Raw genomic sequence first — 19,828 nt, forward strand, 5'->3', positions numbered from 1 at the left:
CACAGAAATGGGTTGAGATGCACTCACACAACCTGTGGTACTATTGCGAACAGTGATGGTTGCGTTATAAGTACCAGCGGCGGCCGCACCAGGTACAGTAATTGAAATAGGTGTTGCAGGTAATGCAGCATTGACCACATCTACAAATCCTTGTGCTTCAGCAGCAGCATTGAAATTGATACTATATTGGTTGGGCGTTCCGGTGGTAGCACTAAAAGGTAAGCTTGCCGCCGTAGCGCCTGTACAAACCGATGGATTAGCACCTAAAGTAATTGTTGGCGTCGGGTTGATTGTTACACTAATAGGTTGAGACATACTTGTACAACCTGTTACTGTATTGCGTACTGTTAATGTTCCGTTGTAAGTTCCTGCTACAGCAGCTCCTGGAACCGTAATAACGACCGGGCTAGCAGGCAAAGCTACGTTTGATACGTCTACAAAACCTTGCCCTTCAGCTGCTGCATTAAAGTCAATGCTATATTGATTTGGACTACCGGTAGTTGCAGAATAAGGTAAGTTCGCTGTTGCGCTCCCAATGCATATCGACGGATTTGCACCAAGGGTAATTGTCGGATTGGCAACGACAATGACACTAATATTAGTATTAGTGCTAATACATCCTGTTACACTATTCCGGACGGATAATGTGGCATTATAAGTTCCGGCAACAGCAGCGCCAGGTACTGTAATAACAATGGGAGTCGCTGGCAAAGCTGCATTCACAACATCCACAAAACCTTGTGCTTCGGCAGCTGCATTAAAGTTGATGCTATATTGATCGGGGCTCGCAGCCGTTGCGGAGTACGGTAAGTTTGCCGTGATACTTCCGGCACACACCGAAGGATTTGCGCCCAGTGTGATCGTAGGACTTGCGACAACTGTCACAGAAATGGGTTGAGATGCACTCACACAACCTGTGGCACTATTGCGGACGGTGATGGTTGCGTTATAGATACCTGCAACTGCCGCGCCAGGTACAGTAATTGAAATAGGTGTTGCAGGTAATGCAGCATTGACCACATCTGCAAATCCTTGTGCTTCGGCAGCAGCATTGAAATCTATACTATATTGATTGGGGCTTCCCGATGTTGCCGAATACCCTAGGGGTGCCGTGGTCGAGCCTGTACATACCGAGGGGTTAGCTCCTAATGTTATTGTAGGTACCGGATCAATGGTCACCGTGATCGGTTGTGGGCTACTTGCACATCCTGTTACCGTGTTTAGGACGGTTAACGTTCCTGTATACGTACCTGCTACCGCTGCTCCCGGAACCGTGATAATAATTGGACTCGCTGGCAATACAACATTGCTAACATCTACAAAGCCTTGCGCCTCAGCGGCTGCATTGAAATTTATACTATACTGGCTAGGACTTCCAGTCGTAGCAGTATATGGTAAATTCGCAGAAGTACTTCCAAAACAAACGGACGGATTAGCACCTAGTGTAATGGAGGGCGCAGCAATGATTGTTACGCTGATATTCGTATTTCCGCTTACGCAGCCTGTTACATTATTGCGTACCGAAAGGGTCGCATTATAGGTGCCAGCCACCGCCGCTGCAGGCACTGTGATCACAATCGGGGTTGCAGGCAAAGCTGCGTTGACTACATCCACAAATCCTTGCGCTTCTGCAGCTGCGTTGAAGTTGATGCTAAATTGATTAGCACCTCCCGTTGTTGCGCTATAACTAAGATCTGCCGTTGTGCTCCCAAAACAGACTGAAGGATTTGCTCCTAGTGTTATTGTTGGGTTTGGGTTTATAGTAACCGTTATTGGTTGAGAAGAGCTAGAACAGGTGCTGCCCGTGTTTCTTACGGTTAAGGTAGCATTGTATGTTCCTGGAATAGCAATACCCGGAATAGTAATAGCGATCGGTGACGCTGGTAATGCAACATTCACCACATCAACAAAACCTTGAGCTTCAGCGCCTGCATTAAAATCAATACTGTACTGATTAGGAGTTCCTGTTGTTGCCGAATACGGTAGGCTAGCCGTGGTACTTCCGATACACACCGACGGATTTGCACCCAGGGTAATCGTAGGGTTAGCAATGATCGTGATTGTAATCGGAGTTTGTGTGCTAGAACAACTGGTTGTGCTATTTCTTACTGAAACAACGGCGTTATAATTTCCAGGTAATGCGGCCGCCGGGACAGTAATCGAAACGGGACTTGCTGGCAAAGCAGCATTAACAACATCCGCAAATCCCTGCGCTTCTGCTGTAGCATCAAAATCAATACTATATTGGTTTGGTGACCCAGTCGTTGAGGTGTAGTTCAAGTTTGTGGACGTGCTTCCTGCGCAAACAGACCCTACTACAATACCTGATATTGTAGGAAGGGGGTTAATGACAAGATTGATTGTTCCATTCATTAAAACAGGAGTACAAAACCCATTTGTGGCTTGGACAAGAATGCTATTCCCCGAAACGAATTGGGAAGAGGAAAAGGTCATTGCAAATGCTCCTGTACCTGTACCAACAAAGGTGATAGGGGCTGGCAAAGAAGCTCCATTTCTTAATACTTCATATGTTACACCAAGTTCAGTGTTACTCAATGTAAGCGAGATATCTTCCCCAGAGCATATATTCAATGGGGAAGTAGTTGTAACGTTAAAAATCGCAGGCGAAGGATCGGTAATTGTAAAAGTCTGATTAACGGAACAAACTGAATAGTTATCAGAAACTATAATTGTATATGTTCCTCCGCGCAGCCCACCAACTCCTAATAAAGTCGCCAAATTCAGAGGCGAGCTTCCGTCGGTAGTGCCACTGAGAGGCAGACCCGGTGTACCATTTGTAGAGCTCCATGAATAAGAATACGAGCCTGTTCCAATAGTCTCAGATCCTCCATTGATTGAGGCTTGGACTTGGCCATTAGGAGCTACACAAGATGAATTATTTAATTCAATGTCTTTTGCAATTGAAAGAGGGGGAGCAGAAATATCTGAAAGCGTTATTATCGGGTAAAGAACAGCGTCTTGAATGGATCCAATGGTATTAGTTCCATCTCCCAAAATCCAGTTATATCCGCCAGCTGATAATGTTCCACTTGGGTTAAATAAGTATGTACCACCCGCCGGAATAGTCTGACCTGGAAAAAGATTAGTCGGACCCACTATGGCAAGAGAGGCATCTTGTCCAGACTCCGTCGATACTACAGTAAAACGAATTGCACCATTATTCCCTGAACAAGGATTCAGCACATCTATTTCCACGGACAATGACCCCGAAGAATAGGTAAAGGATTGCCCTGAACTCGTATACGTAAAACAAAAAATTAAGCCAAAAAAAACGGCGAGCCGACCTAATTTTAGAAGTAAATTTCTATCCATTATCGGTTATCGCTTTCGTTAAAATCAATCATTTTAATGCAGCCACTCGAATCAAGCACTTTTGCGAACTTGGGAGCATCCTCTTTTTCAACAATGCAAGAACTTTGCTTAAAGTCCCAAGTCAGGGGATTATTGTTTTTATCGAAAAAGAAGTAAAAGTAGGGTTCTGAACCACCAGTTACTTTTAATTCAATTTTTATGGTTTGAGAATTAGTTATCTGCGTAACAGAATGTTTAACTTCCATTTTCCCACAATCATCAGGTGATAGAGCATCAGATTTTACCCCTGGTAGAAGTGCAAAAAATAAGAGGACAATGAAATGCATAAGTTTACTTAGGACTAGGTTTAAAAATCATTTGTGAATAACCTTAAAAAAATTAATGTAACCCCACTAAATAAAAGTAAAGATCGGTGTTACAGTAGTCAGCTCAAAAAGTAGTAATCTCTAAAGAACAGGTTTACTAAGCCTTGTAATATTTAGTTTAAAAAATCAAAATTTCCGCTGTAGAATTTCACTCATCACGATGGCTTTTTTCAAGCCGTCCATGTCGTTAAAGTCGATGAGATACCTATCCATAGCGTTGGGTTGAGATTCCTGGTTGAACACCTTGAACTTCTCAAACCTGGTATCGGTATCTTTTATATTCAATGTTTCTTCCAACGAGGGTCTCAAAAAAGCGTGTTGTTTAGCTTCTTCATACTCCAAGGCAACCTTATCCTTCTTATAATCATAGTCAACGTCTTCAAGGTCTTCTTCCTCTTCCTCAAGAACTTCCTCATAATTGGTATATTCCTGAGACCGGCCTTCGGGTTTGGTTTGCTTTTTTGATTCCGTAATTTCTCTTAACAACTCTTCGAATGTTGGCATTGCTGTAGTAGATGGCCTGGGTCTGGCAACAGGTGGTTCAAAACGAGGTGCTGGTTTCTCAGGCGCGTATTCGGGCACATCGGTAGGCTTTTGCTCGGGCTTCTTCAAAAATCTGCTCAACAGGTATATAGCCCCGATGATGATGTACAACCAAAACTGAAAATCGCCCATACACAAAATTATGAAAATAATTCACAAACGCTATTTCAAGCGTCTGAGGGGCGAAAATGCATGTACTTTCTGAACGAGAATTTTTATTTTGAATTGCCGAAATGAGAACCCTATATTTGCCGACTTTACATGATTTAAGGTCCCAGGGTTGAGGTTTGAGGTTAAAGTTACATATCTAACTGTACTCCAATAGACTAAAGCTTGAGCCTTAAACCATAATCAGTTTAACCACTCATACAACCACTAATAAGAGCATGCAATTAGCGAAACTGGAGATTAAGGGCTTCAAGAGTTTTGCCGACAAGATCGTTATCAATTTTGATGAAGGGATTACCGGGATTGTTGGACCAAATGGATGTGGCAAATCGAATATTGTAGATTCAATACGCTGGGTATTAGGTGAACAAAAGACGAGTGCCTTGAGGTCGGAGAAGATGGAAAATGTCATCTTCAATGGAACGAGTCAGCGCGGCGCTCAACAAATGGCGGAGGTATCCCTCACCATCAACAACACAAAAAATATCCTCCCTACTGAATATTCCCAGATCACGATTACGCGGAGACTTTATCGATCTGGTGAAAGTGAATATTTGCTAAATGGTGTCGTCTGTCGTCTCAAAGACATCACGAATTTGTTTCTGGATACCGGTATCGCATCCAACAGCTACGCGATTATTGAGTTGGGTATGGTCGATGACATCCTGAACGATAAAGACCACAGCCGCCGAATGCTTTTTGAAGAAGCTGCAGGAATCTCAAAGTTTAAAAAGCGTAAAAAGGAAACGCTAAAAAAACTCGAGGATACCGATGCTGACCTCGAACGTGTGGAAGATCTTCTTTTCGAAATTGAAAAGAATATGAAAAGCCTTGAAAAGCAGGCCAAACAAACTGAGACTTATTACCGCGTCAAGGAAGAATACAAACAGAAAAGTATTCATTTGGCAAAGGTCGTTGTCAATAAACAAAAGGATAAGTTCAACATCCTCAATAAGCAGATGGAGGAAGAGAACGACAGGAAGGTTGCCCTTACTGCCGATATCTCTGAGAAAGAAGCATTGATTGAAAAAGCAAAGGCCGAACTTATCATAAAAGAAAAGACACTCTCAACACGGCAAAAAGCTATTAATGAATTTGTCTCTAAGATCAGGCATTACGAAAGTGAGAAGCAAATCAAAAACACGCGCCTCAAGTATTTGAACGACCGTGCCAACGGCCTAAAAGACCAAATTGATCAGGATAGAAAAAGCAATGAGCGTGCAAGGTTTAGTATTCAAAGTCTTGAAACTGAAAAGCAAGCAGCGGAGACTATTCTCGCTGAGATCATTGGAAAACTCGAACGACTAAGAACTGAGTACGAAGATCAAAAAAGAATTACTGCTGAACTTCAACAGCAGTCGGATTCTATTCGGAGAGTTCAGCGTGAGCGCCAGGAAGAAAGTTTTCAAATCAATAAAGGTGTTGAAATTCGTGAGATACAAGTCTCTTCATTGAAGCAAGAACTTGAAAAACATGCGACGGATACAACCACTCAAAGCGCAAGTCTCGCCGAGTTTGAAAACAAATTAAAAATTCTTCAACAAGAGCTCGACCAAAAAAATAAAGAACAGGAAAATCTGAAGAAGGAAGAAGAGCGGGTTCAGGAACGCATTGTTGGTGCTGAAAAAACAATTGAGATGATCCGTGACGAGATGAATGCCACGGGTCGTAAACTGGATGCGCGTCAAAACGAGTATAACCTGACTAAATCTCTTGTTGAAAACCTGGAAGGCTTTCCGGAAGCTATCAAATTCTTGAAGAAGAAGGTCGGCAAAAATGCTCCCCTCCTTTCCGATATTTTGACTACCTCCGAAGAGTTTCGCGTATCGATTGAAAATTATTTAGAGCCTTATCTGAATTACTACATCGTTGAGCACGAAGCTGAAGCATACGACGCTATCAATATTTTAAGTGATGCCGCTAAAGGTAAAGCACACTTTTTTATACTGGACGCCTTTGAGAAATTTGAGTCAACGCCAGGACGAATTTATGATAATGCATTTCCCGCAACGGAAATCATAGAGTACGATCAGAAGTATAAAAAACTGATGTCCTTCATTCTGGATAAAGTGTATATCTATGAAGGTGACATCAAAAATATTCCGAACAGTGATGAAAATATTTTTATTACTAAAAACGGAAAATTAACAAAACGCAAATTCAGTATCTCGGGCGGGTCTGTTGGTTTGTTCGAAGGAAAGCGTATCGGCCGCGCGAAGAACATGGAGAAGCTTGAGAAAGAAATTAAAGAGCTAACCCGTAAACTGGATGAAATTCGTGGAAGTCTGCTTGAGAAACAAACTGATCTTGAGAAGCTGAGGAACAATCGCCTTCGTCAGCAAATGGAAGAAGTGCAGCATGCTATACGCCAGGTGAATGAAGAGTATGTGTCTATCCGTACCAAACGCGAGCAGTTTGCACAGATGCTTAGCAACGCTGATTTGCGTAGTGAGGACATAATAGAAAAGATCGATACCCTCTTAAAGGAGCTGGATGATCTAAAGCCTAAAGCAAAACAAGCCTTACATGATCTCGAAGATCAGGAAAACAAGCTGAGTGCGATTTCTGAAAACCTTGCTGAAAACAGTGAGCTGTTAACCCAGAAGTCATCTGCCTTTAATGAACAAAATATATTTTTCCATCAGCAGGAAAACCGTGTTAAAAGCATTGAACAGGAAACCCGTTTCAAACAGGAATCCATGGATCAAAGCAGCCTGCGTATAGAGACTAACGTTGCTGAACTGAAGAAGAATGAGGATGAGGTAAAACTTATCATTGAGACAACTCAGTCCAACGATGATGAACTCCTGGGCATGTACGCAGAAAAAGAGGAGATGGAAAAAGGCCTTAGTGAAGCTGAGAAAGAATATTATGAGTCAAGAGGAAATATTGACCAGGTAGAAAAACAACTTCGTGAAATTCAGCATCAACGTCAAAACATCGATACGTTATTGATGGAGTTGCAGAATCAACTTGGTGAAAGCAAGATGCAGCTCAACTCCGTGAAAGAGCGTCTTTCGGTCGAATTCAACACCGACCTGGATTCAGTGGTCGGCCAGGCAACACCGGAAGAGGCGGAAGAGCTTAGCAAAGTTGATGAAGACAAAGTTCGGCAGGAAGTGCAGAAAATTCGTGATCGTCTTGACAACATGGGACCCATTAATCCTATGGCAATGGAGGCATACACCGAAATCAAACAACGCAACGATTTTATATTAACACAAAAAGATGACCTTTTAAAAGCAAAGGATTCTCTGCTCAATACCATCACGGAAATCGAAGGTGTAGCAAGCCAAAGCTTCATGGATGCCTTCACCAAGATCAAGGAACACTTTATACGTGTATTCAGATCATTGTTTACCGAGGGTGATGAATGTGATTTAAGGCTCGTTGATCCAAACAATCCTCTGGAATCTGAAATTGATATCATTGCGAAACCTAAAGGAAAGCGACCATTAACGATCAATCAGCTTTCAGGAGGAGAAAAAACACTTACCGCTACTGCCCTCCTGTTTAGCATGTACCTGTTGAAACCTGCGCCGTTCTGTATTTTTGATGAGGTTGATGCTCCTCTCGATGATGCAAACATCGATAAGTTCAATAACATCATCCGGAACTTCAGCAAAGACTCACAGTTCGTTATTGTTACACACAACAAGCGCACGATGAGTTCCACTGATGTAATCTATGGAATCACGATGGTTGAGAAAGGAATTTCGAGGGTTGTGCCGGTGGATCTTCGCGAACTCGCGTAAGATTCGCTCCGTTAGTCGACCCTTGTTTGCGTCTTTATAGAGTTGTCGGCGGGACATTATCTCCAACAGCTATTCGTTTTTTAAAATATCCACTGGGTTTACCCTGGCACTTTTCAGGCCATGATAACCGGATGTGAGCACAACGATTATTAAGGCAACAAAACAAGGGAGGATAAAATACCACAGATTTAATTCAATGTGATAAGCAAAATTATCAAGCCAATTGACGGATAGGTAATAAGCAATGGGCCAGGCGATGACGACTGCGATGAGAATGAATTTTATAAAACCATGCAGGTGAAGTGTAAACAACTGAATTTGGTCTGCACCGACCACTTTTCTAATTCCCATTTCCTTTGCGCGTATGATCACCAGTAACGCCGACATACCGAAAATACCTAAGGATGATAGCAAAATTGAAATCACCAATCCAACCTGGAATACATTTTTGACTTCATAGTCATTTTGGTACAAGCTGGCATATTTTGAATCAAGGAATTCCCACTCCAACGGAAGGTCATCATATAACTTTTTGTACTGCAGCCCAATTTGTGCCATCAGATTTGATGGTCGGATAGGATCTGTCTTAACATATACATAACGGATCCCCCACCCTTCACTTGCTGGAAAGATAATTAACGGAGCAATCTTGCTGTGAAGCGACGCAAAATTAAAATCTTTAACAACCCCAATAATCTGTCCCTCATCGCGATCCGTACCCAACGGTCCCCATATGCTTTTTCCTATGGGATCTTTCCAGCCAAATTCCCTCGCTGCAGTTTCGTTGATGATATACGCGCCAAAGTTGTCAGTACTGAAGTCCACGTTAAAATTCCTTCCCTTTGTTACTTTGATACCCATAACATCCAGATAGTCGTATCCACATTCCATATAAGTGACCAACATGTTCTTTCTCCCATTCTCGGTTTCTACTTCAAAAAACTCTTTAGTCTCAACATTATCAAGATAGAAAGATCCCCCATCCACCTTTTTTATTCCGTTCAGTTTCCGAAGGGATTCCTGAAAGGTTTGCGCGGTTGAAAAATCATCGTTAAGCATCTTTATAACAATTGTGTTTTTATCTTCAAATCCCTTATCCACACCGTTAACGTAATTAAATTGATCTACAATAATTGTAATGAGGGCTATCATGATTATGGAAAACGCTAATTGCATCGCCACCAAAAGTTCACGTGAACGAATCCCTTCATAACCGAGCGTAACTTTCCCTTTTAAGGAATCAATAATATTGTTAGTTCTGGATAATACAAACGCATTGACTTTTGCAGAAAAGATGAAAAGAAAAAAAGAACCTGACAGTACGATCATAAACCAAAAGCTCGTGAAAACACTTCTCGCAACAGAGATGGAGAAATAATCTTCTGCCATAAGCAGGCTTGCATAACTGAGCACTCCCGTGATAGGTAAAATTACAAACATGCTCAAGAGCGTGTTGGTGACGATCACTTTACCATGGTTGGCTGTTGATCCGCCGAACACTCTAAGGATGCCGATCTTCCTGACATTTGTGGTAAGCTCGGCCAGTGACAGGTTGTAGAAGTTTATAACGCCAGTAAGAAAAAAAAGTATCACTACTACAATTAAGATATTCAGATTGGTTCTATCCCTTTTTACTGCAATGTCTTCATCACGAAATTCAGATAAATGAATATCCGCGATGTTGTCAACAATCGGTGAAATGGATATTTCCTCATCATGTCTATGTGCGCTACTGCCCTTAATGTCATTTGTATGATTGAGAAAAAGTTCGTTGATCTTCGATCTTACTGGTTTAATATCCGCACCACTTTTCATTTTAAAATAAGTGTAGGCATTGATATTAGACCAACTATCGTTGAAGTCATACGTATCCCATGAGATAAGCGCATCAAATCTCAAATGAGAACTAACTGGAACATCTTTAATAACGGCGGCGACTTCCAGTTGCGTCCAGGGCAAGTTGACGGTTTGGCCGAGTGGGTCCTTTTCACCAAAAAATTTATGGGCTGTACTTTCCGTAAGAACAATTTTGTTAGGTTCATCCAGGGCATCAGTCGTCCCTTGAATAAAATCAAAAGACAAAACTTTAAGAAAGTCCTCACAGGGGATCAGGGTAGTTTCGCCGTTGAAAAGGTTATCTTCAACGGTGAAGACTGGATTCCCTCCAAACATGAACCGGAATGCAGTCTCTACTTCGGGTATCTCCTCCTCCATTCCATCGCCAAGAGCTAACGGAGATACCGCATAATTTGTAATTACACCGTGCAATCCAACTTTTGCTCCCACCCTGAAGATTTTTTCATAATCGGCATGATGGCGGTCGAAGGTAAATTCCTGAATAACGAATGCAGCGATCACTAATGCAAATGCCAGACAAATCGACAACCCAAATACTTTTATTGAAAAGGCTATTTTATTATGAACGGCATGGCGTAGCGCAATCTTCAAATTAAGATTCCATAAAACCCCAAGATACCCTGGCTTCAGTTCGTCTGTGGAAGTTTTAATGTTTGACCACCTGCAAAACCTAATAACATCCCAAATGTATTTCCAATCAGCCGATGACTTGCCTTCATTTTTTACCCGCTGAAAATACAATTCATGTGCATCACCCTGAATCTCTTCAAGCAAATCCGGATTGCAGTACCAAGCCAGAAATCTGTCAGCCCATTTGGGTGGTTGGATGTCCATCAACTAAACTTTAGTGAAAAATTAGGTACTTGCTTGTACAATTGAAGTTTGAGCCTCATGGCCTCTTCGAGTGTTTTTCTTCCCGCTACCGTCAACAGAAAAAACCGTTTTCTTCTGCCGCCTCGCTCTTGTGTAGCGCCTCCCATCCTGGATTTAAGAAAACCCTTTCTCTGAAGACGCTTGAGTACTTCATGGACCGCACTAATGTTTACCGTTCTTCCGGCTTCGGTCTCTATATACTGCATAATAGAAACCCCATATGCATCATTTTCCAGCGAGGCGACAGAGAGCAATACAAGTTCCTCAAATTCGCCCAGATAATTTCCCTTTATTGTCATATTTATTATACAAACGTGAATATAATAAAAGTTATTTTATATTTGTTATACAAACCTGAATGTTATTACGTTATTCGATCCGTTAAGAATGAAATTCACGTTCACCACCTCATCCGTTAAAAAATGAAAGTTTTAATTTTAGTATTGTCCTGCTGTATTGTATTCGCATCGACGTCAGGTCAGCAACAGCGCCGCGTCATTCAAGGGAAAGTCATTGATTCGAAAACAAAATTACCATTATCGAGGGCCTCTGTCCGTGTAAGAACGCAATCCATTGAATTAGCATCTGATGCCACCGGCGCGTTTAATGCTGACGTCGCTACTGGCGAGGAATATGATTCACTCGAAGTATCGCATGTTGGTTATAAGAAATTTAAAATTAGTCTCAACGACATCCACAGTCCCCTGACTATTTTATTGGAAGACTATTCCCTTCAGTTAAGGACATTAACGATCACTTCCAGAAAATTGAATCTGAAAGAAGTAGATCATTCGCTACGAAAAATTAAAGGAAACTTATACTGCTATGAATATGAAACTACGAATAGCATGTACAATTTATTTTTGAATTTTCTTGAAGAACAAGACCAACAGGACTTATTAAAACTATGCAATTATGACTTAACAGCATACGATGACGTGACCAAATCATTCTACGAAAACTACGGCCATCCCTTCAAAGGCAAAGTGAATAAAAAAGACACGTCAGAAACCAATTATATGGAATACCCCGCCGTCAACATTTCACACGAGGGAGCAGTTCTGTTTTGCCAATGGTTTAGCGAGCAATATAATAATCACACAGGAAAGAAGAAGTTTAAGAAAGTAAGGTTCCGACTGCCCACCCAAAACGAATGGCAGATCGCTGCCTTAGGCTATGATAAATTTCAATCCTGGATGCTGGATGAAAATCTGGTTGAGGTAATAATTCCTGCAGATACGCTTACTGAAATAAAAAAAGGAAAAAAGGCTATGATCTCAGCGCGTGAGATCAAGTATCCCTGGTTTGGTCACTATAACTACAGGAATAAAGTTACAAATACTAAAAACTGTTATCTGGGAAATTTTAAAGCGCGGGCGTTGGAAGATCCTTGTGCCGTTGGGACTTTACCAGGGCATGATGGCTGGACAAAAATGGCCCTCACCACAAGTTATTTCCCCAATGACATTGGATTGTATGATGTAGTTGGAAACGTTGCTGAGATGATTGATGAAAAAGGCAAAGCATATGGAGGAAGTTGGGATGACATCCCGGAGGAATCGACGATACGAAGTGTGAAGTCTTATGCTAAACCTGATGATACAATTGGGTTCAGGGTGTTTATGGAAGTTGTCGAGGAATAGGTACGGTAATGAGGTAATATGGAGATCGGTATTCGGGGCGCGTCTCGAAGTGGTAAAAGGTTCTCCTTTTTTACAACTGCATTGAATTCGAACGCAATAGTCCGTATTCGAACTTTATCGATTTGGTGCAGGGCATTTAGGTGGCAAATCCAGCAGTTTTGATATGGTACGTTAGTTGGATTAGGAATCCGAACCTTATAACAAGCAAGTCGCTATGGTTGCCAATTATCTAAAAGTTGCATTTCGAAATATTACGAGAAAAAGTGGGTACTCATTTATAAATATTACCGGCCTGGCCATTGGCATCAGTGTAACCATCCTTATTGGGATGTGGATACATGATGAAATTTCATTTAACACCAGTAACAAAAATTTTGACCGCATTGCACAAGTCTATCAGCACTATACTGCCAATGGAGAACTAAATACATCGTCTACAACTCCTATACCATTGGCCCACGAACTTAAGACAGTTTACAAAAATGATTTCAAACATGTGGTTAGAGTTTGGTGGGAACTTAATCACACGTTATTTGTCGGTGACCGGAAAGTCATTCAAAGCGGCACCTTTATGGATGGCGAAGCGCTTGAAATGTTGTCTTTTAATATGCTAAAAGGTTCCTGGCAAAGCTTGAAAGAACCCGCGTCGATTGTACTTTCAGAATCTGCCGCCAAAGCACTTTTTGGTGACGAAGATCCAATGAATCAACTGGTGCGAATTGACAATGCCATAGACGTGAAAGTGACTGGCGTTTATGAAAATCTTCCAGGGAATTCAAGGTTCAATACCTTGCAATTCATTTCCACCTGGGATCTTTGGGTTTCGTCAAATTATACATGGATGAAAGCTGACGAAAATAACTGGAGTAGCGCTTTAACCATACTTGTTGAAATACAACCAGGCACGACCTTTCAGGACTTATCTTCAAAAATAAAAGATATCAGGCTAACTAAATTAAATAAAGAACAAGCCCTCGCAGAAAATCCCAGCCTTTTCCTGCAACCCATGGAACGGTGGCACTTGTATCCCAACTGGGAAGGTGGGAAAGAAACCAATGGAAGAATACAGTTTTTATGGTTGTTCGGAATCATAGGCACATTCGTGTTGCTGCTCGCCTGCATTAACTTTATGAACCTCAGCACGGCGCAGTCAGAGAAACGTGCAAAGGAAGTCGGCATCCGAAAATCCATCGGCTCCCAGCGCGCACAATTGATTTATCAATTCCTCGCGGAATCTATTCTGATAACCTTCTTTGCTTTTGTATTGGCCTTGGGCATCGTTACCGTTGTGTTGCCGTTGTTCAATGACCTTGCAGACAAAAGAATGAGTGTCCTGTGGAGTAACTTATATTTTTGGATCATCGGTTTAGGATTTATTTTTATTACCGGTTTGCTTTCCGGTAGCTATCCCGCATTGTACCTATCCTCTTTCCAACCGGTAAAAGTACTTAAGGGCACATTTAAAGCAGGACGATTGGCATCGCTTCCAAGGAAGGTACTGGTAGTGATGCAATTTACAGTATCCATCACGTTGATCATCGGAACAATCATCGTTTGGCAGCAAATCCAGTACGCTAAAAACAGGCCGATCGGATACACACGAGAGGGATTAATCATGATCCGTAAAACCTCGCCCGACTTATGGGGAAAATTCGATGCAATTAAAAACGAATTGCTCAGATCCGGCGCCATTATTAATATCGCTGAATCATCGAGCCCGGTGACCGAAATATGGTTCAATGAAGCCGGCGTTAACTGGGAAGGCAAAGATCCTAATCAACAAAGTGATTTTGCAACGCTGGCTGTAACACACGACTTTGGTGCGACCATGGGATGGGAATTTACACAAGGGCGTGATTTTTCAAGAGATTACTCAACAGATTCGTCGGCCGTGGTTCTCAACGAGACGGCTGTACGATTTATGGGATTGAAAGATCCTATTAATACCGAGATCATGCGAAATGGAAAAAAGTACAAAGTCATCGGCGTTATCAAAGACATGATCATGACGTCTCCCTATGAGCCGGTCAAACAAACTATTTTCTGGCTGGATTATAAGGAGAATACGTTGATGAACATTAGAATGAATCCGTTGCTGAGTGTTAAGGAATCGTTAGCACGGATTGAAAATGTATTTGCCGCGTTGTTCCCGGCCGTCCCCTTTGATTTTAAATTTACAGATGATGAATATGCTTTGAAATTCGCGGCGGAAGAACGAATCGGAAAATTAGCAAGCCTGTTTGCATCGCTCGCTATTGTAATCAGTTGTCTCGGACTATTCGGGATGTCTTCCTTTGTGGCCGAGCAACGCAAGAAAGAAATTGGCATACGCAAAATTCTTGGTGCTTCCGTTGTTAAATTATGGAAGATGTTATCACTTGAGTTCATTTCGCTCATCATTATTTCCTGTTTACTTTCAATACCACTTGCATGGAGTTTTCTTAGCAACTGGTTGGAGAATTATGAATACCATACAGAGATTTCTATCTGGGTATTTATATTGGCCAGTGCAATCGCGCTCATAACAACGCTACTCACGATTAGCTACCAGGTGATTAAGGTTTCGATTATTAATCCGGTGAAGTCGTTAAAGTCGGAATAGTTAACGACCCCGCTGCAGCTCCAATAATTTCGGAGAAATTGCGCAAAGCATTAGTGTTACGCGTTGCGGAGGTAAATTGCTGGATTGCGAGTCTTTATAAGCAATTCGGCACCACTAAGAAAACCGATAAAGGCAGGGTTAACCGACGCGTAAAAGGCTAATAACTTTTAATATGGAGTAGCCTAAAATTCCTTTAACATGAGGAACATTTTGAAGCGAAGTTCTTCTCACAGTGTTGTGTTCCAAAAGTCTGTTGACCTGAAGGCAGCTGTTCTTTTGACTGATTTTAGACGATGTCGGGTGAATGTCGGGTATATACCGTTAACTTTATAGGCATTTCCCCGTGACATTTGTTCAAAAAGAATATGGACAAAATATCAATTGCCAAAAAAATCGTTCACTACCGAAAGCAAAAAGGTATGACGCAAGAAGTACTTGCGGAGATGACTGGACTGAATGTCCGCACCGTTCAGCGTATAGAAGCCGGCGAAGTAGACCCACGGTTGTATACCTTGAAATCAATCGCCGATGCTCTGCAGGTAAATCTGGAAGAATTACTTCCCGAACCAACACAACATGAACTGAATCAGCTTGCCGTTCTTCACATCACACCGATCGGATTTTTTCTTTTTCCTGTAATAGGAAATGTATTGCTCCCATTTATTTTCTGGATGATGAAACGCGAGGAAATCAACGGTATTAACAAACATGGAAAGGATATTCTTAATGGTCAGCTTACCTATTCCATACTGATGAGCTTCCTCTTTGGAATTCAGATCGTGTTGGCGCTTACAGCTATATTCTTACCGGGCGATCCCATGCTTATTAAACTGCTTATGAATTTCCCGGTTTTAATCGTAGTAGGGATGGTTCTGGCAGTTCTGGTGTTTGGAATCTTTCCTGCGATAAATGCAATAAAAGTGTACAATGGAAAAGAACCCTGGAAGTATCCATTGAAGATCAATTTTTTCAAATAAGTAGTTGACTACGGTATACTGACAGTATAGGCAAGGCGGAGCTAAGGCGAAGCTAGAGTCAGGTTCGGATTCTGAACCGGAAATATTGTCAGGTGGTTCAAGTATATAAATTTATTGGTTTGGACCTCGGTGCCCTAGCTGCGTCACTCGACTTCCACTCAATTCTAAATGCTTTTGTTTTAAACTAATTCAGCCTCAATTGCGATAGTTTAAAAGCAACTTTTATATTTGCACTTCCTTAAAAGGGCTTGATTCTACACCAGGAGAGGTGGGTGAGAGGCTTAAACCAGCAGTTTGCTAAACTGTCGTACGGGTTAAAGCGTACCGGGGGTTCGAATCCCCCCCTCTCCGCATTTTGGTGTATAGGGTCCGAAGGAGATCTCCATTATGTTTGATTTTGAAAAGTTAGAAGTCTACCAGATTGCCAAGGGCGTTGTCACAGATTCCTTGAAAATCATTTATTCTAACACCAATCTCGATACATACATAAAAGATCAGTGGAAAAAGGCAAGCATGGACATTCTATTGAACCTTGCAGAAGGCACAGGACGAATGACAAGCGTAGACAAAAAGCACTATATCACCATTTCAAGAAGTGCTGTGTTTGAGTGTGTTGCAATCCTTCAGATCCTCGGAGAAACTGGAGCGTTGCCTTTAGCGGAGGCCCAAAATTTATACGACCGATACGAAAAAATTTCGAAGATGCTGTTAGGCATGTATAGAAGTCACGAGTAGCAATGGTTCCGTAGCTCAACTGGATAGAGCAACTGCCTTCTAAGCAGTAGGTTTCGAGTTCGACTCTCGACGGAATCACAAAAACCCAAAAGAATTAGCTTTAGGCAGGTAGAATTCAGAAAAAAATGTGATATTCGCGCCTCCAAATTCTACCATTTGGGACGGGCTTTGCCCGGTAGTTTAATGAAATTGTTCGGGGCGTAGCGTAGCCCGGTATCGCGCTTGGTTTGGGACCAAGAGGTCGTCAGTTCGAATCTGGCCGCCCCGACTTTTTACAATAAAAACCCTGTTTTTGATATCAAAACATGGTTTTTTCATTCTTAGTAAAAAAGTTAGTAAGAAAACTGTTCAATAAAAAAGGTAGGCTTTTAACCCTACCTTTTCTTTTTGTGTGTGAAAGCGCCGTTAGAAAATCATTCCAACTATTACGGCTATCCATCGCAGAATCGACCGTACCAAACGCAAAACCCTAATAAGTTTCTTCATTGGGTGTGAGGTGTGTTTTAAGTAAAAAACTTGACGATTGGGATTTTCCCAAATCCAAAATATTAAAGGGGCACCAACCAAATCTGACACCCCGATTTTAGCACTTAGTTAAAAAAATTTTGAGGCACGAAGATTTTTAAAGTCAACAAGTTGTTAACATTCCAGAAATTTTGCTAGCCTGGCTTGTGGCACATAAAAAAAGGCTAGAAAAAGTAAAAGACGGCTTTAAAATACTACCACCTCTTTACGTCAACCTCTGTACTAGTTTCTACCTTTAAATCTTCAATGGTACTGGCTTCAATAAAATTCAACGCCACAGGATGTACTAGTAAGTTCGTGGGCTGGTACGAATTATTGTGCTGGTAGTTCTTCAATCCGTAATTGGATTTCTCGTAATAGATATTCTCTCATAACAGATAACGGGTTAATTTTTTCGAAAATTTCCAACATATTGCATAAGGGGACAAGACCACGCGTTTAAGAACCTCGATATTTATAACAACACATTCTACTGGACGCAAAACACAACGTATACACTAGTTGGTACGAACAACAGTTTATCCACTAATGACGATTGGAATATATATAATAACGTTATTGTGGATACTTCAACCTCAAACCCTTATTGTAGTAATGACCTAATACATTTAGAAAGCGGTGGAGTAATTTCAAATTTAACAGTTCGCTATAATTACGGTTATGGTATGACCATCAACACAAATTACGGGGGAACATATAACAATAACTCAACTGGTGACCCTCAATTAAATTAACTGGAAATAAACCTACACCATTTTTCGAACCAAATACGGGAAGCCCTGTAATTAGTGCAGGTCTGGGAGGTGTAAATATTGGACGTTACTAAATGTTGAGGGATAAAGAGCCTAACAACTTTGATATTATCAATATTAAACAGGTTTTTGCGGCTTAGACACATTGTTGCCCATAAAAAAAGGGAATTAATATTTGTAATTCCCTTCGGGTATTGGATACCGGATAATATCCTTAAGTTAAGAAAACTTTTTTAGTTGCATCTATTCCCGCTTCTGTCCCACCTTCGTTCTAATTTAAAATTGTTTAATAATAATCTATTGAAAACCGCAGTACCATCCGATTTGAAGTATTTGTTTGCAAACACATTTTCTAGTTGCGCTTTTTTCATATAGCCTTTAACAAATATTTTTTCAGATTCCGGTTTAATAAAACTGCCCTTTGTAAATGACTGGCTAAAAGCAGTTCCCGCAAAAAGGGTCAGGGCAAAGGAGAGAATAGCAGTTTTCATGAATGTTAGGTTTTACTCTAAGCTAAGATAACAAAAAAAATGACCTTAACGTATCGAAGCTGGAAAATTAAACCCCTCATTGGCCACGTTATTGGCATTAGCTAAAGCGCTGAAGGTACCGTTAAAAGTATTGGTGGATTTTTAGGGAGATAAAAAAGGGGAGATTTTTTTCTAGTGCGCAGATTTAGAAATTTCTCCACCACAAATCACCAGATATTGTAAATCATATATAAATACTACTAAAAGGTAAACCTGACGCGTCAGGGTCTAAATTCTGTTTTATCATTTCTTGTTTAAATTCTTCAAGCTTGGTTGTAGATCAGAAAAAATCAAAATGTGACTCGATTTTATTGTGTTGGACTTTTTTGTAAGCATCGGATAGGGCAACGTATTTTTTGAATGTATCAAATTTTGCGTGACCTGACCAGCTCATAACCGTCATGATTTCGCAATTGGCAATTAAGTGTAATAGCTAAGACTTGATCTGACAGTTGAGCTGGCATTCCTTCCTCACAGGCAAAGGTAGCCACCGCTCCAAAAAAGTCAAGGGCTTCGCGAGTGGCCGCGCAAAATCAACCGCACAGCCAAAGCCACCCTTGACTTTTTTTCCGCTTGCGGCAATTTGCGGCCTATGAGGAAGTAATGAAAAACTGTACTCATGCAGGTTGATAATTTTGATCTACCATCTTAGCCAACGCAATTTCTTTAGTAACAGAAAAAGTTTCCCACGGAGTTCTTCCGTAACAATACTTTCCTGTATGTGTCCGCTGCTCATTGTATTCGCTGATCCATTGATCAAGATCAGTCTGTAAAGATTCTAATGAGTCATAGAGCTTCTTTCGAAAAGCCACAGCGTAGAATTCGTCTTGAATAGTTCGGTGAAAACGTTCACAGATGCCATTGCTTTGCGGACTTTTAACTTTTGTTTTGGAGTGTTCAATATTTTCGATTCTTAGGTACAGCTCATATTCGTGATATTCAGCCTTCCCACAATATTCCGTACCACGGTCTGTAAGAATGCGTAGTAAAGGAATCTGTTGCTCCTCGAAGAAAGGCACCACTTTGTCGTTTAACATATCGGCGGCCGTGATAGCATTTTTCCGATCATAGAGTTTAGCAAAAGCAACTTTGGAATAGGTATCGATGAATGTCTGTTGATAAATTCGTCCAACGCCTTTGATGTTACCAACGTAGTAAGTGTCTTGAGCT

The 19,828-nt window shown here is 41.2% G+C and carries 12 protein-coding genes and 3 tRNA genes; 8 read left to right on the forward strand and 7 right to left on the reverse strand.

The genetic code is table 11. The features are described from left to right. From P2W71_RS16815 to P2W71_RS16825, 3 genes are all read right to left on the reverse strand, one after another. The coding region (locus tag P2W71_RS16815) for a hypothetical protein (RefSeq protein WP_276372453.1) at positions 1-3,333 on the reverse strand (3,333 nt) is incomplete at its 3' end. Further along, complete coding sequence (locus tag P2W71_RS16820; RefSeq protein ID WP_276372454.1) at positions 3,333-3,659, reverse strand: hypothetical protein; 327 nt, start codon at positions 3,657-3,659, stop codon at positions 3,333-3,335. The genes P2W71_RS16815 and P2W71_RS16820, both read right to left, overlap by 1 nt. A gap of 165 nt (positions 3,660-3,824) precedes the next feature. After that, positions 3,825-4,373, reverse strand: coding sequence for a hypothetical protein (locus P2W71_RS16825; RefSeq protein WP_276372455.1), 549 nt, complete (start codon positions 4,371-4,373; stop codon positions 3,825-3,827). 254 nt (positions 4,374-4,627) lie between these two features. Between P2W71_RS16825 and smc the strand changes: the two genes are divergently transcribed. Further along, positions 4,628-8,164: a chromosome segregation protein SMC gene (gene smc, locus P2W71_RS16830; protein ID WP_276372456.1), complete on the forward strand. Its 3,537-nt coding sequence runs from the start codon at positions 4,628-4,630 to the stop codon at positions 8,162-8,164. 69 nt (positions 8,165-8,233) lie between these two features. On the opposite strand, the gene P2W71_RS16835 is transcribed toward smc, so the two are convergent. After that, positions 8,234-10,855: an ABC transporter permease gene (locus tag P2W71_RS16835; protein WP_276372457.1), complete on the reverse strand. Its 2,622-nt coding sequence runs from the start codon at positions 10,853-10,855 to the stop codon at positions 8,234-8,236. Further along, on the reverse strand, positions 10,855-11,193 hold the full coding sequence (locus P2W71_RS16840) for a PadR family transcriptional regulator (protein WP_346659964.1): 339 nt from the start codon (positions 11,191-11,193) through the stop codon (positions 10,855-10,857). Before P2W71_RS16840 ends, P2W71_RS16835 begins: the two co-directional genes overlap by 1 nt. 123 nt (positions 11,194-11,316) lie before the next feature. Between P2W71_RS16840 and P2W71_RS16845 the strand changes: the two genes are divergently transcribed. From P2W71_RS16845 to P2W71_RS16875, 7 genes are all read left to right on the forward strand, one after another. Then, the gene (locus P2W71_RS16845; protein ID WP_276372458.1) at positions 11,317-12,537 is read left to right on the forward strand and encodes an SUMF1/EgtB/PvdO family nonheme iron enzyme; all 1,221 of its coding nucleotides are present in this window, start codon (positions 11,317-11,319) and stop codon (positions 12,535-12,537) included. Positions 12,538-12,751: 214 nt separating this feature from the next. Beyond that, complete coding sequence (locus tag P2W71_RS16850; RefSeq protein ID WP_276372459.1) at positions 12,752-15,139, forward strand: ABC transporter permease; 2,388 nt, start codon at positions 12,752-12,754, stop codon at positions 15,137-15,139. 365 nt (positions 15,140-15,504) lie between these two features. Continuing rightward, positions 15,505-16,116, forward strand: coding sequence for a helix-turn-helix domain-containing protein (locus tag P2W71_RS16855; RefSeq protein WP_276372460.1), 612 nt, complete (start codon positions 15,505-15,507; stop codon positions 16,114-16,116). Positions 16,117-16,378: 262 nt separating this feature from the next. Then, positions 16,379-16,467: transfer RNA gene (locus P2W71_RS16860), tRNA-Ser, on the forward strand. A 36-nt stretch (positions 16,468-16,503) separates the two neighbouring features. Beyond that, positions 16,504-16,851, forward strand: coding sequence for a four helix bundle protein (locus P2W71_RS16865; protein WP_276372461.1), 348 nt, complete (start codon positions 16,504-16,506; stop codon positions 16,849-16,851). A gap of 4 nt (positions 16,852-16,855) precedes the next feature. Further along, a tRNA-Arg gene (locus P2W71_RS16870) sits at positions 16,856-16,929 on the forward strand. 116 nt (positions 16,930-17,045) lie between these two features. Continuing rightward, a tRNA-Pro gene (locus P2W71_RS16875) sits at positions 17,046-17,119 on the forward strand. Positions 17,120-18,361: 1,242 nt separating this feature from the next. Here P2W71_RS16875 and P2W71_RS16880 read toward each other — a convergent pair. Together P2W71_RS16880 and P2W71_RS16885 are read right to left on the reverse strand one after the other, a co-directional pair. Next, positions 18,362-18,619 carry a hypothetical protein gene (locus P2W71_RS16880; protein WP_276372462.1) on the reverse strand — a complete coding sequence of 86 codons (258 nt, stop codon included), beginning with the start codon at positions 18,617-18,619 and terminating at the stop codon, positions 18,362-18,364. Between the two features lie 656 nt (positions 18,620-19,275). Beyond that, the coding region (locus P2W71_RS16885) for an integrase core domain-containing protein (RefSeq protein ID WP_276372463.1) at positions 19,276-19,828 on the reverse strand (553 nt) is incomplete at its 5' end.

Source organism: Chryseolinea sp. H1M3-3 (genome assembly GCF_029360725.1).
Lineage (GTDB): Bacteria > Bacteroidota > Bacteroidia > Cytophagales > Cyclobacteriaceae > Chryseolinea.

Bases quoted from the DNA above. Each gene is read 5' to 3' on its own strand.
- P2W71_RS16820 (WP_276372454.1), bottom strand. From the start codon at position 3,659: ATGCATTTCATTGTCCTCTTATTTTTTGCACTTCTACCAGGGGTAAAA.
- P2W71_RS16825 (WP_276372455.1), bottom strand. From the start codon at position 4,373: ATGGGCGATTTTCAGTTTTGGTTGTACATCATCATCGGGGCTATATAC.
- smc (WP_276372456.1), top strand. From the start codon at position 4,628: ATGCAATTAGCGAAACTGGAGATTAAGGGCTTCAAGAGTTTTGCCGAC.
- P2W71_RS16835 (WP_276372457.1), bottom strand. From the start codon at position 10,855: ATGGACATCCAACCACCCAAATGGGCTGACAGATTTCTGGCTTGGTAC.
- P2W71_RS16840 (WP_346659964.1), bottom strand. From the start codon at position 11,193: ATGACAATAAAGGGAAATTATCTGGGCGAATTTGAGGAACTTGTATTG.
- P2W71_RS16845 (WP_276372458.1), top strand. From the start codon at position 11,317: ATGAAAGTTTTAATTTTAGTATTGTCCTGCTGTATTGTATTCGCATCG.
- P2W71_RS16850 (WP_276372459.1), top strand. From the start codon at position 12,752: ATGGTTGCCAATTATCTAAAAGTTGCATTTCGAAATATTACGAGAAAA.
- P2W71_RS16855 (WP_276372460.1), top strand. From the start codon at position 15,505: ATGGACAAAATATCAATTGCCAAAAAAATCGTTCACTACCGAAAGCAA.
- P2W71_RS16865 (WP_276372461.1), top strand. From the start codon at position 16,504: ATGTTTGATTTTGAAAAGTTAGAAGTCTACCAGATTGCCAAGGGCGTT.
- P2W71_RS16880 (WP_276372462.1), bottom strand. From the start codon at position 18,619: ATGAAAACTGCTATTCTCTCCTTTGCCCTGACCCTTTTTGCGGGAACT.